The following is a 22,576-nucleotide window of genomic DNA, read 5'->3' on the forward strand; positions in this document are numbered from 1 at the left end:
TTAAATCCTCCTTAAAAATTCTTTTATAGTGTCACCTATTATTTTAAAACCAGCTTTTATTTCGCTTCTATCTACCCTCGAAAAACCAAGTCTAAAAGTGTTTTTGCCTTCATTATTAGTAAAAAATATATCACCGGGAGTGAAAATTACTCCTTTTTTATAGCATTCTTTAAGTATATCTCTTGAATTTATGCCTTTAACTTCTACAAAAATGTGAAGTCCTCCCTCACCGGATAGTTTTGTATAAGGTATATATAAATTAGCATACTTTATTGCAAGCTCATATTTTTCCTTGTAATATTTTTTTGCTCTTTTAACGTATTTATCAAAATTGCCAACCTTGAGATATTCATATAATATTGCTTGGTCTAAAAAAGAAGTATGGATATTTCTACTTCTCTTTACACTCTCAAGATATGATATAAGCTCTTTATCTGCTGCTATCCACCCAATTCGCATTCCAGGAAAAAGTATTTTTGAGAAACTTCCTATATATATAACGCTATTTCCGCTTCCACTTAATGCAGCTATTGGAGTTATGGTTGAATTTGAATATCTTAGTTCTTCATTAAAACCGTCTTCAATTATTGGAATCCTATAATCATTTAATAATTTAAGTATAGATAGGCGTTTTTCAGGAGACATCACAATACCTGTTGGATTGTGATATGAAGGTATTAAATACGCCGCTTTAGGCAAAGCACCTTTTTTTAACTCTTCCTCAAGCATTGAAATGTTTATTCCATCATCCTCCATATCTATACCAGTGATATTTAAATTATGAAGTTTCATAAGTTTTATTGCTGTATTATGAGTAGGGTTTTCACAAATTATTTTATCATGAGGTTTTGTAATGGATGATAGAACGATATCAAACCCCTCTGTAAATCCATTGGTTATAAGCATATCTTTGTTTTTGAAATCGATTCCCTTATTACTCATATATTTTTCTAGGTGTTCAATTAGAGGTTTATATCCTTTTGCATATCCGTAATTTAATATGTTATTACCTTCAAGTGAAAGTATGTTTAAAAAATCTCTTTTAAACTCTTCCAAATCAAATAAGTTTTTATCTGGTGAAATACTGTCAAAGGAAATCATGCCTTTTTTGCTTCTCATTTCATGCTTTATTATATCTAAATTTTCTGCTTTTTTTGCATAATCATTAATTATCGTATTCCAGGTAAAATATTGGCCATCATTGGAGCGAGTTTTTTTACTTGAAACAAAGGTACCTTTACCTTTTGTTGTGCATATAAAACCTTCATCACAAAGAGCTTCATATACTTTTATTATGGTATTCCTGCTTACTTTTAGCATTAAACCCATTTCTCTTGTTGAAGGTAACTTTTCGCCCCTTTGAAGCAGTCCTTCGTTAATTAATTTCTTTATATAATTTTCAATTTGCAATCTTTTAGAGCTTTTATTATTTAATTTTAAATCAAAAATCATATTTACACCTCTATATAAAGATAAACCATCTGAAAACTTGAAATTTATTTGTAACAAAATGCCGTTTTCTGGGCATTATGGTGCACATAAATTTCAATAGTTGAAGCGGTATATCTATAGTGGAACCATTGCGAAACTTAAACTATTTATGTACCAAAATACCAACCTTCAAAGGATTATAGTGCATATATAGTTTGTATTTGAGCTAGTTTCACTATATATATTGTGACATAAATTTATAAATAAAAAAAGAGCCACCTTGCATATATTTTGAGGTAATATTGGTTTATTTAGGAGTCTAAAGTGTAAATATATTTATAAATTTGTTATAAAAATAATTTGAAACATGATTCTTTGATAATTTAATAAAATATATGTTATTTTTGAGTAAAATATAGTAATATATATAAAGGTTAGTAATCAAATATTAATTTGCTAATGAGGAGGATATAAATGGAAAATAGTCAAACAAAAGAAGGACAAATACACAAGGAATATTCTGCACTTGAAACAGTACCAGAAAGTGATAGAACCATAAGCTTTTTGGACATGCTTACCACTTGGATTGGTGCTAACGCTAATAATGGGACTTGGTATGTAGGTGGGGTGGTAGCTGGAGCAGCTTTTGGTGGTGCAGTATTAGTTACTTTAATTTCAAATCCAATTGCGTATATAATAATGGCACTAATAGGATTTATAGGCTACAAAGTTGGAACTTCAACAATGGCACTTACAAGACCATCCTTTGGGGTAAGAGGAAGCTTTCTTCCGTCAATATTAAATATTACACAATTTGTTGGGTGGACTGCAGTTAATACATTTATAGCGGCCATATCTATAAGTTACATATTAAAGGATATATTCGGCCTTCCTGCTTATGGTTCAAAAGGAAGCAATACAACAATGTTTATAGGAATTATAATTATGAGTTTGCTTCATTTGATTTCAATTGCAACAGGACATAAATCTGTAAAGATGGTTGAAAAAATAGGGGTTGTATTTATACTTATTTTAGGAGTTTGGGAAACTGTTGTTGTTTTAAAACAAGTGCCAATAGCTAAGATAATAAGTTGGAGGCCTCCAGCTAACAAAGCTATGAATATAGGAGCTGCTTTTGATGCAATGGCTGCTTTTAGCTTGGGTTGGGTGCCTGCTATAGCAGATTTTACAAGGTACAGTAAATCTAAAAAAGCTTCTACTGTAGCGCCAATAATAGGAGCAAATGTTGGTTTGTTTTGGTTTGCCTTTGTTGGAATAATTGGAGCAATAGGAACTGCAGTTACAACAGGAGTGTATGATCCCAATAATTCTGATCCAAGTACTATTGTAAGCAAGCTTGGGCTAGGTGCTATAGCTCTTTTGGTTATAATCCTTACAAGTACTACAGCTAATGCGATAAACCTTATGGGTGCTGGAATTTCACTTACAAATTTAAACAAAAAGATTAAATCGCAGACAGCACTTTTTACAGTTACTATATTAGCAGCTCTTCTTACGATAGTTCCAATATATGTATCAAGTTTTTTAGATTCTTTTGAAATGTTTCTTGATTATATAGGTATGGTGTTTGGACCCATTTTTGGAATTATGATAGTGGATTACTATTTGGTTAAAAGAAAAAAATACATCGTAAAAGACTTTGATAATGAAAGTGGAAAGTATTGGTTTAAAGGTGGATTTAACCTTATAACTATTGGAGTCTGGGTTGCTTCTGTTGTAGTATATTTATCAATCAAAAACTTATCTATATTTACAAAGAGTATTGGGGCAATTTATCCTATAATCGTATTCTCAGGAGTTTTATATTATATATGCAGTAGTTTGTTTTACAGAAAGGAAGCTAGGTAAATGTTAATTAAGGGTGTTAAGCTTAGAAATAAGAAGGGAAATTACGATATTTTAATTGAAAATGGAATAATAAAAGATATTGCAGAAAACATAAAAATAGAAGATAAAGAAGTAATAGCTGGAAATGGAAAACTTGCACTTCCACCATTTGTTGAACCTCATGTTCATCTTGATACAACACTTACAGCAGGAGAGCCAAAGTGGAATATAAGTGGAACTTTATTTGAAGGAATAGAGACTTGGGCGCTTAGAAAGGAAATGCTTACAGAAGAGGATGTTATAAAAAGAGCAACAACAGCCTTAAAATGGCAAATTGCAAATGGTATACAGTATGTAAGAACTCATGTAGATGTTACAGATCCAGAGCTTACGGCATTGAAAGCTTTAATAAAAGTAAAAGAGGCAATGAAGGATTTTGTTGATATACAAATAGTTGCATTTCCACAGGAAGGTATTAATTCTTTTCCAAATGGATACGAACTTTTGGAAGAAGCGATTAAACTTGGAGCAGACGTAGTAGGGGCAATACCACATTTTGAATTTACAAGGGAATATGGGGTTGATTCTGTAAAGAAAGCTATAGAACTTTCAGTAAAATATGATAAGCTCGTAGATATTCATTGTGATGAAATTGATGACGAGCAGTCAAGATTTGTTGAAGTGGTTGCAGCAGAGGCTCATAAGTATGGTATAGGAGAAAAAGTTACTGCAAGTCATACAACAGCTATGCATTCATATAACAATGCTTATGCATATAAATTGTTTAGATTATTAAAAATGTCTAATATGAATTTTGTTTCAAATCCTATTGTAAATACGCACCTTCAAGGAAGATTTGATACGTATCCTAAAAGACGTGGAATTACAAGGGTCAAGGAAATGCTTGAGGCTGATATTAATGTATGCTTTGGACATGATGATATATGCGATCCATGGTATCCAATGGGTACAGGCAATATGCTTCAAGTTCTTCAAATGGGAATACATGTGTGCCAGCTTATGGGATATGATCAAATAGTAAATTCTATAGATTTAATAACTAAAAATAGTGCAAAAACTCTTCATATCGAGGATAGTTACGGAATAGAAGTAGGTAAGCCTGCAAATCTTATAATATTAAATGCGGAGGATGAGTACGATGTTATAAGAAAACAAGCAGAAATTTTATATTCTATAAGAAGAGGTAAAGTTTTAGCAAAAACTGAACCTAAAGCTACAGATATATATGTTAATGGAAAAGAGAGAGTTTCCTTTGATATTATAAAATAAATAACTTCATTTATGTAAATGCAAAGAAAAATATAGAAATTTAAAAGATTGTCCTGTGTAATTGAAGAATAAATGATTAGATAAGATGGCTGCGCATTAAGAAATTTGTATACAGTTTATTGTAATTTTTATTTTTAATGCTGCAACCATTTTTAAATGTATAAACTTTTTATATTATTTTTCTAGTGATTTTAGCTTGTCCAAACACTCTTTACAAATACGTACCCCTTTAAAGTAGGTAATATCACTTAATGAGTTGCAAAATGTGCAGCCTGGTGCGTATTTTCTTAAAACGATATGGTTTTCTTCTTCGTCAATAAATATTTCTAATGAGTCACCTTCACTTATAGTCAACTGAGATCTAGTTTCTTTTGGAATTACAATTCTTCCTAATTCGTCAACTTTCCTTACGATTCCTATTGAGTTCATCTTTTTCACCTCTAAAATTCATTATATTTTAAATTTTATAGTAAAAATAAAAAAAATCAAGGTATATAAATGCATTATATGGAACAATTATGTAATACTGAAAAAAGCTTTGGTGAATTTTAAGTTATGTTTTAAAAGATTGTTAATAGAATTTATGTCATAAATGAGCTCTAAGGATTACTCATTTATAATTTGCTATCCATTTAAATGCAGCATTCTAGTGATTAAATAGTTCGCTGCAATTTGTGTAAAATTACACAAATTATAAGTAGCAATCTTAAAAACTTATAAATTTTAAAATATAATATTAACATTATATTAACATAGCAAAAAAAATAAAAGACATTCTGCACATTTAATAAATTTTATATAATTAAATCTATAAAAGAAAAAATATTTATTATACTGCTTGACGATTTAAGTTTGATTTGCTAATATAATTTCAATATTTAAAAGCTTTGATAAGAAGGAGTATATGTATTTCTGAAATAAAGAGAAGGAATGTATATAATTTTTATTAGCAAATCGCTATTTATTCTCATAAAGTCTCGATGCTTCTACGAATTTTATGAGAATAAATAGCAGATTTCCTTGAAAATTTATATAGGTGTGAATTTCCTATGAAGGATACATAGAAGGTAGTCTTTGAGCTTTGAACCGAACGCCATATTGGTAAGTAGACTTCAACGGAGTTCCACCGTTAAAAGGAAAATAATATCGGCATTTGCCTGTATTATATTGAGAGCGTACTTAATGTACGAATTTAGGTGGTACCGCGAATTTAAGACTTCGTCCTTTATTTTTAAGGATGGAGCTTTTTTGTTATATGGGGAAAAGTGTAGGGAATGCTTAGAGAACAGGTATGAAGTATTGCAGGTAATTTTATAAATGTTAGAGCAGAGAGTAGAGTGATGGTTGATTTATCTTTCTTTCGGCTTCAGCAGAAAATTAACATTCACTCTATTCTATACTCTTTACTCTCTACTCCGAAAAAGGGTTAATTGGAGAAAAATAATTTTTAACTAGTAAAAAGCTTAAAGGTAGTTATTAATATAATTTATAAAAGGGGTGTTATTCATGAAATGCAGTGGGGCTGAAATTACAATAAAACTTCTTGAAAAAGAGGGAATAAAACTTGTTGCGGGAATTCCAGGCGGATCTAATTTGCCAATATATAATGAGCTTCATAAGAGTAGGATAAAACACATTTTAGCAAGACATGAACAAGGGGCTGGTTTTATATGCCATGGTATTGCAAGAACAACAGGAGAGGCAGCAGTTTGCTTTGCAACCTCAGGACCGGGAGTTACAAATCTTATTACGGCTATTGCAGATGCTAAACTTGACTCAATACCTATCGTTGCAATAACTGGTCAAGTTCCGTATAAGGATATAGGAACAGATGCTTTTCAAGAGGTTGATACCTATGGACTTACGCTTCCAATAACAAAGCATAATTTTCTTGTAAGGTCAGCGAAGGAATTAAAGAAGGTTATACCAGAAGCCTTTAAAATAGCTAAGGAAGGAAGACCTGGTCCTGTAGTAGTAGATATACCTAAGGATGTGCAAATGGAAGAAATAGAATTGGAAATTTCAGAAGATTTGAATAATTATTCAAAGAAAAGCTGTTTGAAGGTCTTGGAAATTGAAAAGATAGCGAAAATGATTAACGATGCTAAAAAACCTGTAATGTGCATAGGCGGGGGGATAATAAATTCTAATTCTGAGGATTTAGTAAAGGAAGTTGCCTATAAAAATAATATACCAGTTGCAGCAACCTTAATGGGACTTGGAATCTTGGATGCAGAGAATCCTTTATACTTGGGTATGTTTGGCATGCATGGAGCTGCATATACAAATTTAATAATGGAAGAGGCAGATCTTATTTTAGGGTTTGGAATAAGATTAGATGATAGGGCTACTGGTAACATAGATAAGTTTTGTCCTAATGCAGCCTTTATTCATGTTGATATTGATCCAGCAGAAATAGATAAGCTTAGAAAAAGCGACTATTCCATTGCAGGAGATATAAATGAGGTTCTAAGAGAACTAATACCTAGAGTAAAGGAAGATGAAAGATTAAACTGGATTAGTCGCATAAATGGGCTTAAAAAGAAGTATCCTGTTTATAAACCTCATGAGGATAAAAGTTTGTCTCATCCCATAAATTTAGTGGAGGCTATAAATAATTTACTTGATGAAGATACTATAATAACAACGGACGTAGGGCAGCATCAAATGTGGGTAGCACAGTATTATAAATTTAGAAAGCCAAGAACCTTCATTACCTCGGGTGGACTTGGAACTATGGGCTTTGGTCTTCCAGCAGCTATTGGAGCAGCACTTGCTAATCCAAATAAAAAAGTTGTATGCATAAGTGGTGATGGATCATTTTTAATGAATATTCAAGAATTAGCGACACTTGCAGAACTTAACCTCAATGTAACTATAGTTGTTATGAATAATTCCCACTTAGGGCTTGTAAGACAGCAGCAGGAGCTTTTTTATGATAAAAACTATATTGCAAGTGATTTTCCTATGGGGCATGATTTTGCAGCAATAGCAAACGGTTTTGGTGTTAAAGGCTATAATTTAAATGATGATAAGGTTTTAAGTGAAGCATTTGCAAAACAAGGACCATGTCTTATAAATGCTCCTATATATCCTTTTGAAAATGTATTGCCTATGGTGCCACCAGGAGGAAGTAATAGCACAATGTTGGGAGGTAATATGCATGAATAGTGTTGAAAATGTAATAATAGAACTTGTAGTAGTAAATCATCCAGGAGTAATGTCACATATAACAGGTCTTTTTGCAAGACGTGCCTTTAACCTTGAAGGAATTCTTTGTTCAAGAATAGGTACTGGAGAAGAAAGCTGCATGTACTTGCTCGTAAAGAATGATGATAAACTAGAACAAATAGTAAAGCAGCTCGAAAAGCTTTATGATATATGTAAGGTGACTGTTCATGGTGATTACAACGCACATGTTTTTGATGATATTCAGAAGCTGATGAAAAAATGATATAATGGGGTATATGGGAATTACATGAAATCTTTAGAATGTAATAATTTGATTTATACACGTAATTTTAGAAAAGAGGTGGAAAGAGGAGGCTGTACTAATAATTGTTTAATAACAAATTTATAGAGAATGTCAATTAAATTAATTCACAATGCACAGTTCATAATGAAGGATGATTTTCTTCCGCTTTGCTACAGAAAATCTAAAACTTATTGCTGATGCCATTTTGAAATAATACTTTATAGCGTTCGTTTAGCTAGCCGAACATCACATTGTGTTTTTATATAATTTTAGATTTATCTGACGAGAGGAAGATAAATCATCCTTCATTGTGCATTGTGAACTGTGAATTGTGCATTGATTAAGTTATGATATAACAATTTTTATTGCAGCAACCTCGATATTATGATAAACAGGGTTATATGGATTGTACTTGATAGTGTGGGAATGGGAGAAATGTATGATGCTGATAAGTACGGAGATGCGGGCTCAAATACCCTTGGGCACATTTCTAAAAGCCTTGGAGGAATAAACATACCTAATTTAGTTAAGCTTGGGCTTGGAGATATAGATACCATGGAAGGTATAGAAAAATGCAGCGAACCTCTTGGCGCTTATGGAAGATTTGCAGAGGCTTCAGTAGGAAAAGATACTACTACTGGTCACTGGGAAATGACCGGAATAATTTCAAAAACTCCCTTTCCAACCTATCCAAATGGATTTCCAGCTGAGATAGTTGATGATTTTGAAAAGGCAGTAGGTAGAAAAATCATAGGCAACAAGCCAGCTTCTGGAACAGTTATTTTGGATGAACTTGGAGAGGAACACATAAAAACAGGGAAGCTTATAGTATATACCTCTGGAGACAGTGTTTTTCAGATAGCTGCTAATGAAGCTGTTGTTCCACCAGAAGAGCTCTATGATATATGCAGAAAAGCAAGAAAAATATTAACAGGAAAACATGCTGTAGCAAGGGTTATAGCAAGACCTTTTGTTGGAGAAAAGAAGGGCGGATTTACTAGAACACCAAACAGAAGGGATTTTTCACTTGAACCTCCTTATGATACAGTACTTGATAAAATAAAAAAGTCTGGAAAAAGTGTAATGGCAGTTGGCAAAATAGAAGACATATTTGAAGGAAAGGGTATTACAGAAGCAGTTCATACAAAGGATAACATGGATGGAGTAGATAAGACTATAGAATACATGAAAACCGATAAAAAGGGCTTGATATACACTAATCTTGTTGATTTTGATATGAAGTGGGGACACAGAAGAGATGTTAAAGCTTATGGAAAGGGACTTGAGGACTTTGATGCAAGGCTTCTAGAAATAATGAGTAATATGAACGATGATGATGTTTTATTTATTACTGCTGATCATGGCTGCGACCCTACGGCGCATGGAACAGATCACACAAGAGAGTATGTACCGTTTATAGCTTATGGAAAAGAGATTAAGAAGAATGTAAATTTGGGCACAAGGAAAACTTTCTCGGACATAGGACAGACGGTGGCAGAAATTTTAGGTACGGAAAAAGTTGATAATGGGGAAAGCTTTTTAAGTGAAATTAGTGACTAGGTTTGGGATTATTTACGGAGAACTGTACCATAAGTAAGTAAGACTTTTAGTCTTAGACGTTGATATGACTTGTCTAAGGACGTTTTTATAAGCTGAAATACCGTATCATAAGTAATAGTATATTTATAAATATGTTCTAATAAAATAAGGAACAAAATTGAGTAATAGACAAATAGTAATTTAGGGAGGATAATCTATGATAAAACAGGCAGAAGAACATGATACCTTAGTGATTGAGGAGATATTATTAGATGCAGTGATGTGGATGGAAGAAAATAAATTACAGAATCAATGGAATGAAACAGTATAAAATGGAATTCTCTATCAAAAGATTATCAGATTAAAAAATAGTAGCATCCAATTGCGAGTGGGGGCTACTATTTTTTGACATTCTTTCTTTATTCAGATGTAATTTAATGTGCATTTATAAGGAAAACTAAAATATTGAGTTTGAAAGAGCATTTCAATTTAAATAATACATTACATTGGTAAAACGGTTTATTATTGAAGTTAAATGTTTACACTTGGTATTGCAAAAATAAAGCAAATAAACTATTATTAAATTACAAAGTTAGTAAACCGCTTTACCAAATTAGAAATATTGATAGAGGTGAGAAAATGAATAAGCTTTGTTTTTTTGGAAGTATGAATATGGACATGGTAGTGGCAGTGGATTCTATGCCAAGGGTTGGAGAAACAATACTATGCAATAATGTAAAAAAGATTCCAGGTGGAAAAGGTGCAAATCAAGCAATAGCAGCTAAAAGAAGTGGCGCAGAAGTTTATATGATAGCAAAGGTAGGAAAAGATGAAAACGGAAATGCTTTATTAAAGGGGCTCGAAGCTGACAATATAAGTACAAAATATGTTTTAAAAGATTATAATGAATCAACAGGAATGGCAATCATAACTGTAAATAAAGATGGTAATAATTCAATAATTGTTGTACCAGGATCAAATATGAATATATCAAAATCTGAGATATTAGAAGCACAGGAGGCAATTAGAGACAGCGACATTTTAGTGACTCAATTAGAAACACCAATGGATGCAGCTGCTGAAGCTTTTAAGATGGCTAAAAAATATAACAAAATGACAGTACTTAATCCATCACCAGCTAAAACTTTAAGTGATGAGCTTATAGAAAATACAGATATTATAGTACCTAATGAAACAGAAGCATATAAGCTTACAGGGATAGAGGTTAAAGATGTTAGTAGTGCTAAAGAAGCTTCAAAGTTCTTTTTAGATAAAGGAGTTAAAGCTGTTATAACAACTCTTGGTGAAAATGGAGCGATAATTGTTACAAAAGAAAATGCAGAACTTATACCAGCATATAAGGTTAAAGCTATTGATACTACAGCTGCAGGGGATAGCTTTTTGGGTGCGGTAGTATCAAAAATAGATTCAGAAAAAATTTCTTTTGAAAACCTAAAGGAAGCTGTTAAGTTTGGAAGCAAGGTATCTTCTATAGCAGTTCAGAAAAAAGGAGCACAGCCATCTATTCCATATTTGAAGGAAGTAAATGAGATTTATAAATATATATAAACCGCTTCAACTATTGAAATTCATGTGCACCAAAATGCCCAGAAGACGGCATTTTGTTACAAATAAATTTTAAGTTTCAAGGTGGTTTATCTTTAGAGAGGAAGATTGGTCATGAAAAAGATCGGAATACTAAATAGTAATATATCGGAAGTTATATCTAAAATGGGACATACAGATACCATTGCAATAGGAGATTGTGGTCTTCCTATTCCAGAAGAAACGAGAAGAATAGATTTAGCTCTTATAAAGAATGTACCAGGATTTATTGAAACGCTTAAAGCTGTTTTAATAGAACTTCAAATTGAAGAAGTTTTTATAGCTAAGGAAACAGTGGAAGAAAGCAAAGAAGTTTATGATAAAATTTTAGAAGCTGTTGGAGATGTAAAAATTAATTTTATATCTCATGAAGAACTTAAAAGCAGACTTAAAGCTTGCAGAGCAGTTATTAGAACAGGAGAGCAAACTCCATTCTCTAATATAATATTAAAATCTGGAGTGTTTTTTTAAGGAGTGATTAAAATGGAGGAAAAAAAGCCACTATTAAAAATGACTGGTATATCAAAGTCGTTTCCAGGAGTAAAAGCTTTAGAAGATGTAAATTTAACGGTTTATGTTGGAGAGGTTATGGCTCTTCTTGGTGAGAATGGTGCTGGCAAGTCTACTTTGATGAAAATATTAAGCGGCGTTTATACAAAAGACAAAGGAAAGATAGAAATATCCGGAAAGGAAGTAAACATAAATGGCATAAAGGAATCGGAAAAATTAGGAATAACAATCATTCACCAAGAATTAAGTGTACTTTCTAATTTGACGGTTGCAGAAAATATATTTCTCGGGAATGAAAAGGTTAACAAAGTAACGGGCTCTATTAATAAGAAATTAGAAGATGGAAGAGCAAAAATGTTTTTAGATCAGGTTGGTTGTAAAATAGATCCTAATGTTTTGGTTAGCGAGATAAGTGTAGGGGAAATGCAGATGGTAGAAATTGCAAAGGCACTTACTAAAAATACTAGTGTAATAATAATGGATGAGCCAACTACGGCGTTAACTGATGTAGAAACAAAAAAGCTGTTTGAAGTTATAAAGAATTTAAAATCGAGAAATTTTGCTGTTATATATATTTCACACAGAATGGAAGAAATATTCGAGATATGTGACAGAATTACAGTGCTAAGAGATGGAAAGTTTGTTGGGCAGTGCCGGGTAGAAGATGTTGATAACGATAAACTTATAACTATGATGGTTGGAAGAAAAATAGAAGATCAATTTCCATATAAAAAGATAGATAAAGGAAATACGATGTTGGAGGTTAAAGATTTAAGCTGCAAAGGAAAAATAGAAAATGTATCCTTTAAGGTTAGAGCAGGAGAGATATTAGGAGTCTCAGGACTTATGGGTTCCGGCAGGACTGAACTTGCTAAGACTATATTTGGTGAGTATAAAAAGTCAAATGGGAGTATATTTGTAGATGACAGTGAGGTAAAGATAAATTGCATTAAGGATGCTATACAAAGTGGAATATGTTATTTGCCGGAAGATAGGAAAAAGGAAGGATTAGTACTTGGTTTATCCGTTGCAGAAAACATGACGCTTGCAAATGTTAAAGGTTATGAAAATTCTTTTAAGAGCATTAATACATCAGCGGAGAAGAAAGATATAGAGGATTATATAAAGAAACTTTCTATAAAAACTCCAAATGCAAAGCAAATAATTAAAAATTTAAGTGGAGGTAATCAGCAGAAGGTTATTATTGCAAAGTGGCTTTTATTATCACCTAAAGTGTTTATAATAGATGAGCCAACAAGGGGAATAGACGTAGGAGCAAAGAAAGAAATATATGAATTACTAAATGAATTAAAGTCAATGGGCAAGGCAGTAATAATGATTTCATCGGATCTTTCTGAAATTCTTGGAATAAGCGATAGAATAATAGTTATGCATGAAGGACATTTGGCTGGAGAGTTAAAAAGGGAAGCAGCAAATCAAGAATCAATTATGAAATTAGCTGTAGGTCTTAATGATTAAAGGAGTGAAAAATTATGAATACAAGTTTGAAAAGTAAATTATTAAAAAATAAATCTATATTAGCTTTAGTTGTACTTTGCATTTTAATATCAATAATAACTCCAAGGTTTCTAACTTTAAGTAATATAACTAATGTATTGAATCAAGTTGCTGTAAACGCTATCATAGCTATAGGTATGACTTTTGTTATATTGACAGGGGGAATTGATCTTTCTGTTGGCTCAATACTTGCAATATGTGGTGCAGTTTCTGCTGTAACTATAAAATCAACAGGAAGTATATTTTTAGCTATAGTGCTTCCAATAATAATTGGTATTTTAGTTGGATTTATTAATGGATTCGTAATATCCAAAGGAAAGATACAAGCTTTTGTAGCCACTCTTGCAGTAATGACTATTTTTAGAGGTGTAACTTATGTTTATACAAATGGGAACCCAATATCTTCTCTTCCAGATTCTTATAATTCTATAGGAAATAAAATGATAGGGATAATACCACTTCCAGTCATAATAACTATAATAGTTTTAATCATCGCGTATTATTTTTTAACTAAAACTAGATTTGGAAGATATATATATGCTTTAGGTGGAAATGAGGATTCAGCAAGACTTTCTGGAATAAACACAAATAAAATTAAAACGCTGCATACGTTGTTTGTGGTGCTGCTGCTGGGCTAAGTGGGATTATAGCAACAAGTAGGATAGGTTCAGCTTCACCTAATGCTGGAACTGGTTTTGAACTTGATGCAATAGCTTCTGTTGTAATAGGAGGGACAAGCTTAGTAGGCGGCGAAGGAAGCATAATAGGAACTATAATAGGTGCTCTTATAATAGGAGTTCTAAATAACGGTTTAAATCTAATAAATGTATCTCCATTCTATCAACAAATAGTTAAGGGTGCTGTAATACTTCTTGCAGTTCTTGCTGATAAGAAATCAAAGTAAAAGTTATAGCTATTATACAAATTTGGAGGTGCGAGTATGAAAAAAAAGTTATTAGCGATTACGGTCATTTTAACCATGATTGTTGGAATATTATCAGGTTGTGGCACTGAAAATAATAAAAATAAGATAGGTATGGTTATATCAACTTTAGATAATCCGTTCTTTGTTTCAATGAAGGATGGTGCGGAAAAAGAAGCAAAGAAAATGGGCTATGATTTAATTGTTCTTAATTCCCAAAATGATCCAGGAAAAGAAAGGTCTAATGTTGAAGATTTAGTGGAATCAGGAGTTTCTGCAATAATTATAAATCCAACGGATAGTGATGCTGTATCAAATTCAATTAAAGTAGTCAACAAAAACAAAGTCCCAATTTTGACAGTTGACAGGCAAGCTAATGGTGGTAAAGTAGTTAGCTTTATAGCTTCAGATAATGTTAAGGGTGGACAAGAGGCAGCTAAGTTTATATTAAATAAATTAAAGAATAAAAAAATTATAAAGGTGGTAGAACTTCAAGGAACACCAGGAGCATCTGCATCAAGAGATAGAGGGAAAGGCTTCCATAGTGTTGTTGATGGTAATCCAAAGGTTAATGTGGTTTCAAGTCAAACAGCAAATTTTGATAGACAGCAAGGTTTATCGGTTATGGAAAATATAATACAGGCAAAACCGGATTTTGATGCTGTGTTTGCACAAAATGATGAAATGGCATTAGGAGCTGTCAAAGCTTTAAAAACAGCTAATAAGCATGCAATAGTGATAGGTTTTGATGGAACCCTTGATGGAAAACAAGCAGTAAAATCTGATGATATGACTGCAACTATTGCGCAGCAGCCAGTAGTTGAAGGAGAAACAGCAGTGGATAGTGCTATTAAGGTAATAAAAGGCAAGAATATAAAAGCTTTTGTCCCTGTAAACATTGAGCTATTTCAGAAGTAAAATAAAGTAGTAGATTAATTTATTTTAGATTGGTAAAATATTAATAGCAAATATTCTAAGCAGGATGTGATATTGAATGAAAAAGATAACCATATCGGATATAGCACAAAAGGCTGGTGTATCAAAGGCGACAGTATCATTAGTTCTAAATGATAAACCTATTAATGTTAGCAGTGGAACTAGAGAGAATATACTAAGAATTTCAAAGGAATTAAATTATATTCCAAATAGTATTGCTAGAAGCCTAATTACAAATAAAACAGATACTATAGGATTGATTCTTCCGGATATAGTAAATCCATTTTTCTCGGAAATTGCTAGAGCCATTGAGGATACAGCTGGAAAAATGAATTACAATGTTATGCTATGCAATTCTGATAGCAACTCTTTTAAGGAAGAAAAGTACTCTAAGCTTTTGGTGAGTAAGTTGGTATCGGGAAGTATTTTTATTTCAGGTGGAAATAGTCAAAAAAGCCTTGAGATTCTTAGAGATAATGGTATACCAGTTGTGTTAGTAGATAGATATGTAGAGCCATCTAAAGGTTATAGTGGTGTATTTTGCTCAAACAGAGAAGGTATATATGAAGCAGTAGAGTACTTGCATAAAAAGAACAGAAAAAATATAGCACTTATAACGGGTTCAATGTCACTTGAGACATCTAAATTAAGACTTCAAGCTTATAGAGAAATAACGGAAAACCTGAAAATGTATAATGAAAATTTGGTATGTGAAGGTAACTATTCTGTAGAAGGTGGAGTAAATTCAACAGAAAAATTGCTTGAATTAAATGATAAAATAGATGCTATTATATATTGTAGTGATGTAATGGCACTTGGAGGGATAAAAGTCTTAAAGAGGAAAAAGCTTAAGGTTCCAAAAGATATATCAGTTGTAGGCTATGATGACATATCCTTTTGTGAATATGTAGAGCCTGAACTTACTACTATAAGACAGCCAATATATGATATGGGTAAGGAAGCTTTTAGATTGCTTATACAGATAATTAACGGGGAAGTGAAGGAGAAAAAAATAAGCTTTAAATCTAAATTAATAATAAGAGGAACAGCATGATGTGTATAGATAGATAACTTGAAAGGTTAAAATGACTAATGCCAAATTCATCCTGTTAAACTGGAATTTAACTCAGAGTATAAAGTACAGAGGACAGAGTACAGTGAAGGATGATTTTTCTCCGCTGTCGCTACAAAAAATCTTAAACTTAATGCACGCAAAGCGCTTAAAATATAGTGCTCAGCGTAGCTGACACTATTAAGTTCTAAGATTTACTTGAGAGAAACGAAAGGTAAATCCACCTTCACTGTACTCTGTACTTTGTACTCTGTGCTCTGAATCAACTTCCAGTTCGTCAGGATAAATTTAGAATTTGAAATTTTCAAGTTTTAAGTTGTCTATCTATATATTTTAGGCTGTGTTTTAAATAAGTGTAAAATCAGCACTTATTTAAAACACATTCTGTAAATTTTAGAATAACAAAATAAAATTTAACATTTTTATTGAAACATTATAATTATAGGTGTATAATTGAAGTTGTAAGTTAAAATTAATTAGAAGGAGGTCGTTAATAATGGATAAGTTTAGAATGATTGCAGTAGTTGGCACAGCTAATGTGGCAGGGACAATTTTAACAACTCTAGTGGATAATTATGTAAAAATATACGACCTTGGTGAATTAATTTAATTTACACATTAATGTTCATTATGTGAAAGTTAAACCATAGGTTGTATGCCTGTGGTTTTTTTATGCGTGTTTTAAGGAAAACTTTTCTTTAAATGTATTATTATGCTTAAAAGCCGTGGGATTAAGATTCTGCGGCCTTTTTATATATAGAAAAGAAGGAGTGTTAAAAATGAGTAAAAAACAAATTTTTAGAAAAATCAGGAGCTTTGATTCTACACATTATGCGTAGCAATGCTGAAAATTTTGAATGTGAGGGGGAATATCTGAATGAAAAAGCTTTTAGATTTAACAAAAGGAAATAGACTTTTATATGTTTTAGCAATACTTGCAATAGGGGTAGCAACCTTTATATCCATGCTGGAACCTTTAGTTATTAAAATTACAATTGATTCAATTATAGGAAATAAGCCAATAAATGAAACTGCTGTTGTGGTGAATTTTGTAGAGTGGCTTGGAGGAAAAAGCGTCTTATCCAAAAATTTATGGATATGTGGTATATGCTTAATTTGTTTAACTAGCCTTAGAGGGATTTTCCTATTTTTAAAAGGAAAACTTTCTGCTGAAGCTTCTGAAAATATGGCGAGAAGTATTAGGGTAAGATTGTATAATCATATACAGAACTTGCCTTATAAATATCATGTTGGCGTTGAATCAGGTGACTTAATACAAAGGTGTACTTCTGATGTTGAAACCATAAGAAGATTCTTTGCAAATCAAATGGTGGAAATAGGAAGATCAATTTTTATGGTTTTATTTGCAATTGTCATGATGCTCTCAATGAATATAAAGATGACATTTATATCAGTAATAACGGTACCTATTGTATTTGTATTTTCCTTCATATTTTTTCGTAAGGTTAGTCATACCTTTCAAATTGCTGATGAGCAAGAAGGAGTTCTTACTTCAATGCTTGAACAAAACCTAACAGGTGTTAGAGTTGTAAAGGCTTTTGGAAGAGAGCAGTATGAAATTGAAAAGTTTGAAAAAGAAAATAAAAAGTACAGAGATTTAAGCTATAACTTATCTAAACTGCTATCAACCTTTTGGGCATCTTCTGATGTTTTGTGTACTGGTCAAATAGGAATTGTTCTTGTAGCTGGTATTTATTTCACTGTGCATGGACAAATAACTCTTGGAATGCTTGTTGCTTTTAACACCTATGTATCAAGACTTATATGGCCCGTAAGACAGCTTGGAAGAATTCTTTCTGATATGGGAAAAATGACAGTTTCACTTAAAAGAGTAAGTCAGATACTTGAAGAGAAGGAAGAAAAGGAAGTTGGAGAAGGCTTAAAACCAGAAATTAAGGGAGAGCTTTCTTTTGAAAATGTTAGCTTTGAGTATGAAGAGAATTCACCTGTTTTAAACAATATAAGCTTTAAGGTAAACAAGGGTGAAACAGTTGCAATTGTAGGTCCAACAGGATCAGGAAAGTCTTCACTAATTCATCTTTTGCTTAGGCTTTATGATTATAGAAGCGGTTCAATAAAAGTGGATGGAGTAGAACTTAAGGATATATCTAGAAAATGGATAAGAAGCAAAGTAGGAATTGTGCTTCAAGAACCATTTCTTTATTCAAGAACAATTAAAGACAATATAAAGATGGCGAAGCTTGATGCCAGCGATAATGAAATTGTGAGGGCTACATCAATGGCCGCAGTGCACGATGTTATAAAGTCCTTTGAAAATGGATATGACACAGTTGTTGGCGAAAAAGGTGTTACACTTTCTGGCGGACAAAGGCAGAGAGTTGCTATTGCAAGAACTTTGATAAAGAACTTGCCTATTCTTATCTTTGATGATTCACTAAGCGCTGTTGATGCGGAAACGGATAAAATTATAAGAGGTGAACTTGAAAAAAGAAGTAAAGGGGTTACAACTTTTATAATATCTCATAGAATTTCAACGGTTATGGATGCAGATAAAATAGTGGTTTTAAACCACGGAGAAATAGAAGCCATAGGAAAACACGAAGAGCTTATAAGAAAAGATGGAGTGTATAAGAGAATATGGCAAATACAAAATTCAAAAGAAGAAGAAAATGAGGAGAAATTTGCTTGATTTCAAATTAGGGGGTGATACCAGTGGCAAGAATAGAAGAAGAAAAAGTTACTCAAAAATTAAACCTTGGTATATGGAAAAGATTATTTAAATATTTAGTTGATTTTAAAAAAGGATTATTATTACTGGTTTTTCTTATGGCGATAGTTGCAGGAGTTGATTCTGCAATGCCGCTTTTGACCAGTTATGCTATAGATAATCTTGTAGTGAAAAATACAACGGATAAACTTTTTGGTTTTGCAGTAGTATATTTTGCAATTGTAATTTTTCAGGCTATAAACGTAAAGATATTTATAAAGCAAGCAGGAAAAATAGAAAATTACTTGGCTTATCATATAAGAAAATTAGGCTTTAAAAGGCTTCAGGAACTATCTTTTTCCTATTATGATACTTCCTCATCAGGCTGGCTCATGGCAAGAATGACATCAGATGTGGCAAGACTAAGTGAGCTGATATCCTGGGGAATGATAGATATGGTTTGGTCTATTGCAACTATGATTTTTTTCATAGCAATAATGCTTTTCTATAATGTTAAGTTAACACTTATAAGTATGAGTGTAGTTCCACCGCTGTTTATAATAGGAATATTCTTTCAAAAGAAGATATTAAAATCCTATAGACATGTTAGAAAGCTAAATTCTCAGCTTACAACAGATTTTAGTGAGGAAGTAGCAGGAGCTAAGACTACTAAAACTCTGGTTCGTGAAGAAGAAAATTTAAATGAATTTAAGTATGACGCAGACAAAATGAGATATTCATCAATACGAGCGGCTATATTTTCATCCTTGTTTTTACCTATTGTAATATCACTTGGAAGTATAGGAACCGGGTTTGCAATATGGTTTGGTGGAAATAGAGTTATGGTAGGCGGCCTTTCTTATGGTGTTTTTGTAATGTTTATATCATATACAATACAATTTTTCGATCCTGTAAGTCAGCTGGCAGGAACTATAGCAGAAATTCAACAGGCCCAGGCATCAGCAGAAAGAATAATATCACTTGTTGAAACAGAGCCAGACATATGGGATAAGAAAGAGGTAATTGAAAAGTATGGAGATTTATTTACTCCTAAAAAGGAAAATTGGGAGCAGATTAATGGAGATATTGAGTTTAAGAATCTTTACTTTTCTTATAAAAATGGAGAAAAAGTATTTCAAAACTTCAACTTAAACATTAAAAAGGGGCAGACCATAGCATTAGTTGGAGAAACTGGTTCTGGTAAGAGTACTATTGTAAACTTACTATGTAGATTTTATGAGCCTACAAGTGGTGAGATATTAATAGATGGAAAAGACTACAGGCAGCGTTCACTTTTGTGGCTTCAGTCTAATTTAGGTTATGTCCTTCAAAGTCCACATCTTTTTAGTGGAACTATTAAGGACAATATAAGATATGGAAAGCTTGATGCAACGGATGAAGAAATAATAAGAGCAGCAAAGCTTGTAGATGCACATCAGTTTATAATGGAAACTGAAAACGGCTATGATACGGATGTTGGTGAAAATGGAGGGAATCTTTCAACAGGACAAAAACAGTTAATTTCCTTTGCAAGAGCTATCGTAGGAAATCCAGCAATATTTGTTCTGGATGAAGCTACATCTTCAATTGATACTGAAACCGAAAGAGTAATTCAAAATGCTATAGAAAAGGTTCTTTCAGACAGAACAAGCTTTGTGGTTGCTCATAGACTTTCAACCATAGTTTCAGCAGATAAGATTATAGTTTTAAGAAAAGGTAAAATTGAGGAAAGCGGAACACATGGCGAGCTTCTTAGAAACAAAGGATATTATTACAGACTGTACACTAATCAGCTTTTACAAGAGAAAGAAGAAGAGAGCTCAAAGGTAGTGTAAATTAATTAATGATTATGTATATTATTGTACACTGAAGAAAGGATTGATTAAAAAATGAGTATAAAATTACGAGCGTTAACCAAGATTGATGGAGGAAAGTTTCAAAATAAAAAGACAGAATCGATGATTCATAAGCGGAAAAATAAATAATTCATTCAGCCGGATTTTTAAGGATGACTTTTCGTTGAGATGACACGAAAAATCTTAAAATGGAAAAACAGCTATGTAAATCCGGATGATGCAAAGTAAAGTGAGGTTTTATATTATGACAATAAAATATGATGGAATAGTTATTAAAATAGATAATGAAAGAGAACTTGACAAATTAGATAAAGTTTTAAAAAGTATAGAATTAAGTAGAGAATATAGTGTTCAAAAAAGGAAAAGTATATTTAAGCGTAAAAACTTAAGAGTAAAATTTAATAAATTTATAGTAAATCCTTTTGTAAGAGCTGATAATTTTAAAACTTATGAGGAATATGTAAGTGCACTTCAAAGAACTAAATTTCACAGTCAAATAAAAAATGAAGCGTTAGGACAGCAGCATTTTAGATGTAGCTAATAAAAATTGCCAAGTAACAATATCTTGAGATGTTAAACGAAAACTATAAATCTAAAATGCTGATTATTAAAATCCTAAGAAGTTTCAATAATCAGCATCTAAGATTTATTAGCTTTATAAAAATTAGATTAGAAATAAGGAGATTTATGATGAGAGATATATTTAGAAATGATGAAGAAATTATAATTAGAAAAGCTTCGGAATTGGATGCTAAAGAATTAACAGAATACTTAAATATAATTGGAGGTGAGTCTGATTTTTTAACCTTTGGTGTAGAAGGACCTGGAAGTAGTATTAAAGAAGAGGAACAATTTATTTTAAATAATTTAAATAAAGAAAATGCACTGTTTATTGTAGCTGAGGTCAATGGAAAGATAGTTGGAAGCTTGAACTTTTCGGGTGGATCAAGGAGAAGAATTCAGCATGTGGGGGAATTTGGAATAAGTGTTTTAAAAGAATATTGGGGAAAGAAAATAGGTGAAAAACTTCTTAACTATCTAATTAAATGGGCAGAGCAAAATGGCATAAGAAAAATTAATTTGAGAGTGAGAACGGATAATGAAAGAGCAATAAAATTATATAAAAAACATGGATTTTTTGAAGAGGGAATTTTAAAAAGGGATTTTCTTATTGATGGTAAGTTTTATGATTCATATGCTATGGGTTTAGAAATAGATTAGTTGTAATTAAAGGCGATAGTGAGTGATAAATACGGAGATTAAAATATGCAAGGTGTCGGATAATTATGAAAAATCGAAAATAACAGAATATATATTAAGACGGCTTCCAGAATGGTTTGGCATTGAAGAATCAATAATTGAATATGTAAGTGGAGTAAAAAATACTGATTTTTATGCTGCATATAATTCGGATAGACTTGTTGGCTTCATAAGCATAAAAATAAATAACGTGTATACTTCAGAAATTTATATTATCGGAATACTCAAGGAATATCACGGTAATGGAATTGGAAAGAGTTTGTTAAAGGTGGCAGAAAAACAGTTGATTAAAAATAAAGTTAAGTTTCTTATGGTGAAAACTTTAGGAGAGTCACATCCTGATGAAAATTATAAAGAGACAAGAAAGTTTTATAGAAAAGTTGGATTTTATCCATTAGAAGAGATAAAAGAAATATGGGGTAAAGAAAATCCGTGTTTAATAATGGTTAAGAATTTAGTGAAGTAACAATGCCTCGTCGCGTTAAAAAAATCCTATAAATCTAAGGTTCAAGAATCATAAAATACTAAGATATTTTAATAACTCGCTGAAAAAATGCTCGTGCGTCCAGCTAAGCTGGACTATACTAACTGGTGAAAGTCCAGTCAAGGTAATTGCCAAGAAGTC

Annotated in this window: 17 protein-coding genes and 1 pseudogene; 16 read left to right on the plus strand and 2 right to left on the minus strand. The window is 32.0% G+C overall.

Annotation, left to right across the window (positions count from 1 at the left end):
- A complete protein-coding gene (locus LQK79_RS09805; protein ID WP_231016420.1) occupies window positions 1-1,452 on the minus strand; it encodes an aminotransferase-like domain-containing protein in 1,452 nt (483 codons plus the stop codon).
- A gap of 453 nt (window positions 1,453-1,905) precedes the next feature.
- On the opposite strand from LQK79_RS09805, the gene LQK79_RS09810 reads away from it, so the two are divergent.
- Window positions 1,906-3,300: a cytosine permease gene (locus LQK79_RS09810; RefSeq protein ID WP_053241649.1), complete on the plus strand. Its 1,395-nt coding sequence runs from the start codon at window positions 1,906-1,908 to the stop codon at window positions 3,298-3,300.
- Window positions 3,301-4,569: a cytosine deaminase gene (gene codA / locus LQK79_RS09815; protein WP_231016422.1), complete on the plus strand. Its 1,269-nt coding sequence runs from the start codon at window positions 3,301-3,303 to the stop codon at window positions 4,567-4,569. It begins immediately after the preceding gene.
- A gap of 174 nt (window positions 4,570-4,743) precedes the next feature.
- On the opposite strand, the gene LQK79_RS09820 is transcribed toward codA, so the two are convergent.
- Window positions 4,744-4,998 (minus strand): AbrB/MazE/SpoVT family DNA-binding domain-containing protein, encoded by a 255-nt coding sequence (locus tag LQK79_RS09820; protein ID WP_053241651.1) that lies wholly within the window; start codon window positions 4,996-4,998, stop codon window positions 4,744-4,746.
- 1,077 nt (window positions 4,999-6,075) lie between these two features.
- Between LQK79_RS09820 and ilvB the strand changes: the two genes are divergently transcribed.
- The 14 genes and pseudogenes from ilvB to LQK79_RS09890 all read left to right on the plus strand — a co-directional run bounded on the left by ilvB (window position 6,076) and on the right by LQK79_RS09890 (window position 22,417).
- The gene (ilvB, locus tag LQK79_RS09825; protein WP_231016424.1) at window positions 6,076-7,740 is read left to right on the plus strand and encodes a biosynthetic-type acetolactate synthase large subunit; all 1,665 of its coding nucleotides are present in this window, start codon (window positions 6,076-6,078) and stop codon (window positions 7,738-7,740) included.
- A complete protein-coding gene (gene ilvN, locus LQK79_RS09830) occupies window positions 7,733-8,023 on the plus strand; it encodes an acetolactate synthase small subunit (RefSeq protein ID WP_053241652.1) in 291 nt (96 codons plus the stop codon). The genes ilvB and ilvN overlap by 8 nt, the downstream gene beginning before the upstream one ends.
- Window positions 8,024-8,428: 405 nt before the next feature.
- Window positions 8,429-9,604, plus strand: a complete 1,176-nt coding sequence (locus LQK79_RS09835) for a phosphopentomutase (protein WP_231016426.1) — start codon at window positions 8,429-8,431, stop codon at window positions 9,602-9,604.
- 618 nt (window positions 9,605-10,222) lie between these two features.
- Complete coding sequence (gene rbsK, locus LQK79_RS09840) at window positions 10,223-11,152, plus strand: ribokinase (protein ID WP_231016428.1); 930 nt, start codon at window positions 10,223-10,225, stop codon at window positions 11,150-11,152.
- Window positions 11,153-11,263: 111 nt separating this feature from the next.
- On the plus strand, window positions 11,264-11,659 hold the full coding sequence (gene rbsD / locus LQK79_RS09845) for a D-ribose pyranase (protein WP_053241655.1): 396 nt from the start codon (window positions 11,264-11,266) through the stop codon (window positions 11,657-11,659).
- A gap of 12 nt (window positions 11,660-11,671) precedes the next feature.
- Complete coding sequence (locus LQK79_RS09850) at window positions 11,672-13,177, plus strand: sugar ABC transporter ATP-binding protein (RefSeq protein ID WP_053241656.1); 1,506 nt, start codon at window positions 11,672-11,674, stop codon at window positions 13,175-13,177.
- Between the two features lie 14 nt (window positions 13,178-13,191).
- Window positions 13,192-14,120 (plus strand): annotated as a pseudogene (locus tag LQK79_RS09855) (ABC transporter permease).
- Between the two features lie 36 nt (window positions 14,121-14,156).
- The gene (gene rbsB, locus LQK79_RS09860) at window positions 14,157-15,056 is read left to right on the plus strand and encodes a ribose ABC transporter substrate-binding protein RbsB (RefSeq protein ID WP_231016429.1); all 900 of its coding nucleotides are present in this window, start codon (window positions 14,157-14,159) and stop codon (window positions 15,054-15,056) included.
- A 76-nt stretch (window positions 15,057-15,132) separates the two neighbouring features.
- Window positions 15,133-16,128 carry a LacI family DNA-binding transcriptional regulator gene (locus tag LQK79_RS09865; RefSeq protein ID WP_053241658.1) on the plus strand — a complete coding sequence of 332 codons (996 nt, stop codon included), beginning with the start codon at window positions 15,133-15,135 and terminating at the stop codon, window positions 16,126-16,128.
- Between the two features lie 895 nt (window positions 16,129-17,023).
- On the plus strand, window positions 17,024-18,817 hold the full coding sequence (locus LQK79_RS09870) for an ABC transporter ATP-binding protein (RefSeq protein WP_053243160.1): 1,794 nt from the start codon (window positions 17,024-17,026) through the stop codon (window positions 18,815-18,817).
- A 23-nt stretch (window positions 18,818-18,840) separates the two neighbouring features.
- Window positions 18,841-20,670 carry an ABC transporter ATP-binding protein gene (locus tag LQK79_RS09875; protein ID WP_231016430.1) on the plus strand — a complete coding sequence of 610 codons (1,830 nt, stop codon included), beginning with the start codon at window positions 18,841-18,843 and terminating at the stop codon, window positions 20,668-20,670.
- A gap of 265 nt (window positions 20,671-20,935) precedes the next feature.
- The gene (locus LQK79_RS09880) at window positions 20,936-21,232 is read left to right on the plus strand and encodes a hypothetical protein (protein WP_053243161.1); all 297 of its coding nucleotides are present in this window, start codon (window positions 20,936-20,938) and stop codon (window positions 21,230-21,232) included.
- 149 nt (window positions 21,233-21,381) lie between these two features.
- Window positions 21,382-21,912, plus strand: a complete 531-nt coding sequence (locus tag LQK79_RS09885; RefSeq protein WP_053243162.1) for a GNAT family N-acetyltransferase — start codon at window positions 21,382-21,384, stop codon at window positions 21,910-21,912.
- Between the two features lie 52 nt (window positions 21,913-21,964).
- Window positions 21,965-22,417 carry a GNAT family N-acetyltransferase gene (locus tag LQK79_RS09890; protein WP_231016432.1) on the plus strand — a complete coding sequence of 151 codons (453 nt, stop codon included), beginning with the start codon at window positions 21,965-21,967 and terminating at the stop codon, window positions 22,415-22,417.
- The last annotated feature ends 159 nt before the right edge of the window (window positions 22,418-22,576 follow it).

Source organism: Clostridium guangxiense, assembly GCF_021043395.1.
GTDB lineage: Bacteria > Bacillota > Clostridia > Clostridiales > Clostridiaceae > Clostridium_S > Clostridium_S guangxiense.

Excerpts from the sequence above, each read along its gene's own strand:
- LQK79_RS09805 (WP_231016420.1), bottom strand. The coding sequence starts at position 1,452 with ATGATTTTTGATTTAAAATTAAATAATAAAAGCTCTAAAAGATTGCAA.
- LQK79_RS09810 (WP_053241649.1), top strand. The coding sequence starts at position 1,906 with ATGGAAAATAGTCAAACAAAAGAAGGACAAATACACAAGGAATATTCT.
- codA (WP_231016422.1), top strand. The coding sequence starts at position 3,301 with ATGTTAATTAAGGGTGTTAAGCTTAGAAATAAGAAGGGAAATTACGAT.
- LQK79_RS09820 (WP_053241651.1), bottom strand. The coding sequence starts at position 4,998 with ATGAACTCAATAGGAATCGTAAGGAAAGTTGACGAATTAGGAAGAATT.
- ilvB (WP_231016424.1), top strand. The coding sequence starts at position 6,076 with ATGAAATGCAGTGGGGCTGAAATTACAATAAAACTTCTTGAAAAAGAG.
- ilvN (WP_053241652.1), top strand. The coding sequence starts at position 7,733 with ATGAATAGTGTTGAAAATGTAATAATAGAACTTGTAGTAGTAAATCAT.
- LQK79_RS09835 (WP_231016426.1), top strand. The coding sequence starts at position 8,429 with ATGATAAACAGGGTTATATGGATTGTACTTGATAGTGTGGGAATGGGA.
- rbsK (WP_231016428.1), top strand. The coding sequence starts at position 10,223 with ATGAATAAGCTTTGTTTTTTTGGAAGTATGAATATGGACATGGTAGTG.
- rbsD (WP_053241655.1), top strand. The coding sequence starts at position 11,264 with ATGAAAAAGATCGGAATACTAAATAGTAATATATCGGAAGTTATATCT.
- LQK79_RS09850 (WP_053241656.1), top strand. The coding sequence starts at position 11,672 with ATGGAGGAAAAAAAGCCACTATTAAAAATGACTGGTATATCAAAGTCG.
- rbsB (WP_231016429.1), top strand. The coding sequence starts at position 14,157 with ATGAAAAAAAAGTTATTAGCGATTACGGTCATTTTAACCATGATTGTT.
- LQK79_RS09865 (WP_053241658.1), top strand. The coding sequence starts at position 15,133 with ATGAAAAAGATAACCATATCGGATATAGCACAAAAGGCTGGTGTATCA.
- LQK79_RS09870 (WP_053243160.1), top strand. The coding sequence starts at position 17,024 with ATGAAAAAGCTTTTAGATTTAACAAAAGGAAATAGACTTTTATATGTT.
- LQK79_RS09880 (WP_053243161.1), top strand. The coding sequence starts at position 20,936 with ATGACAATAAAATATGATGGAATAGTTATTAAAATAGATAATGAAAGA.
- LQK79_RS09885 (WP_053243162.1), top strand. The coding sequence starts at position 21,382 with ATGAGAGATATATTTAGAAATGATGAAGAAATTATAATTAGAAAAGCT.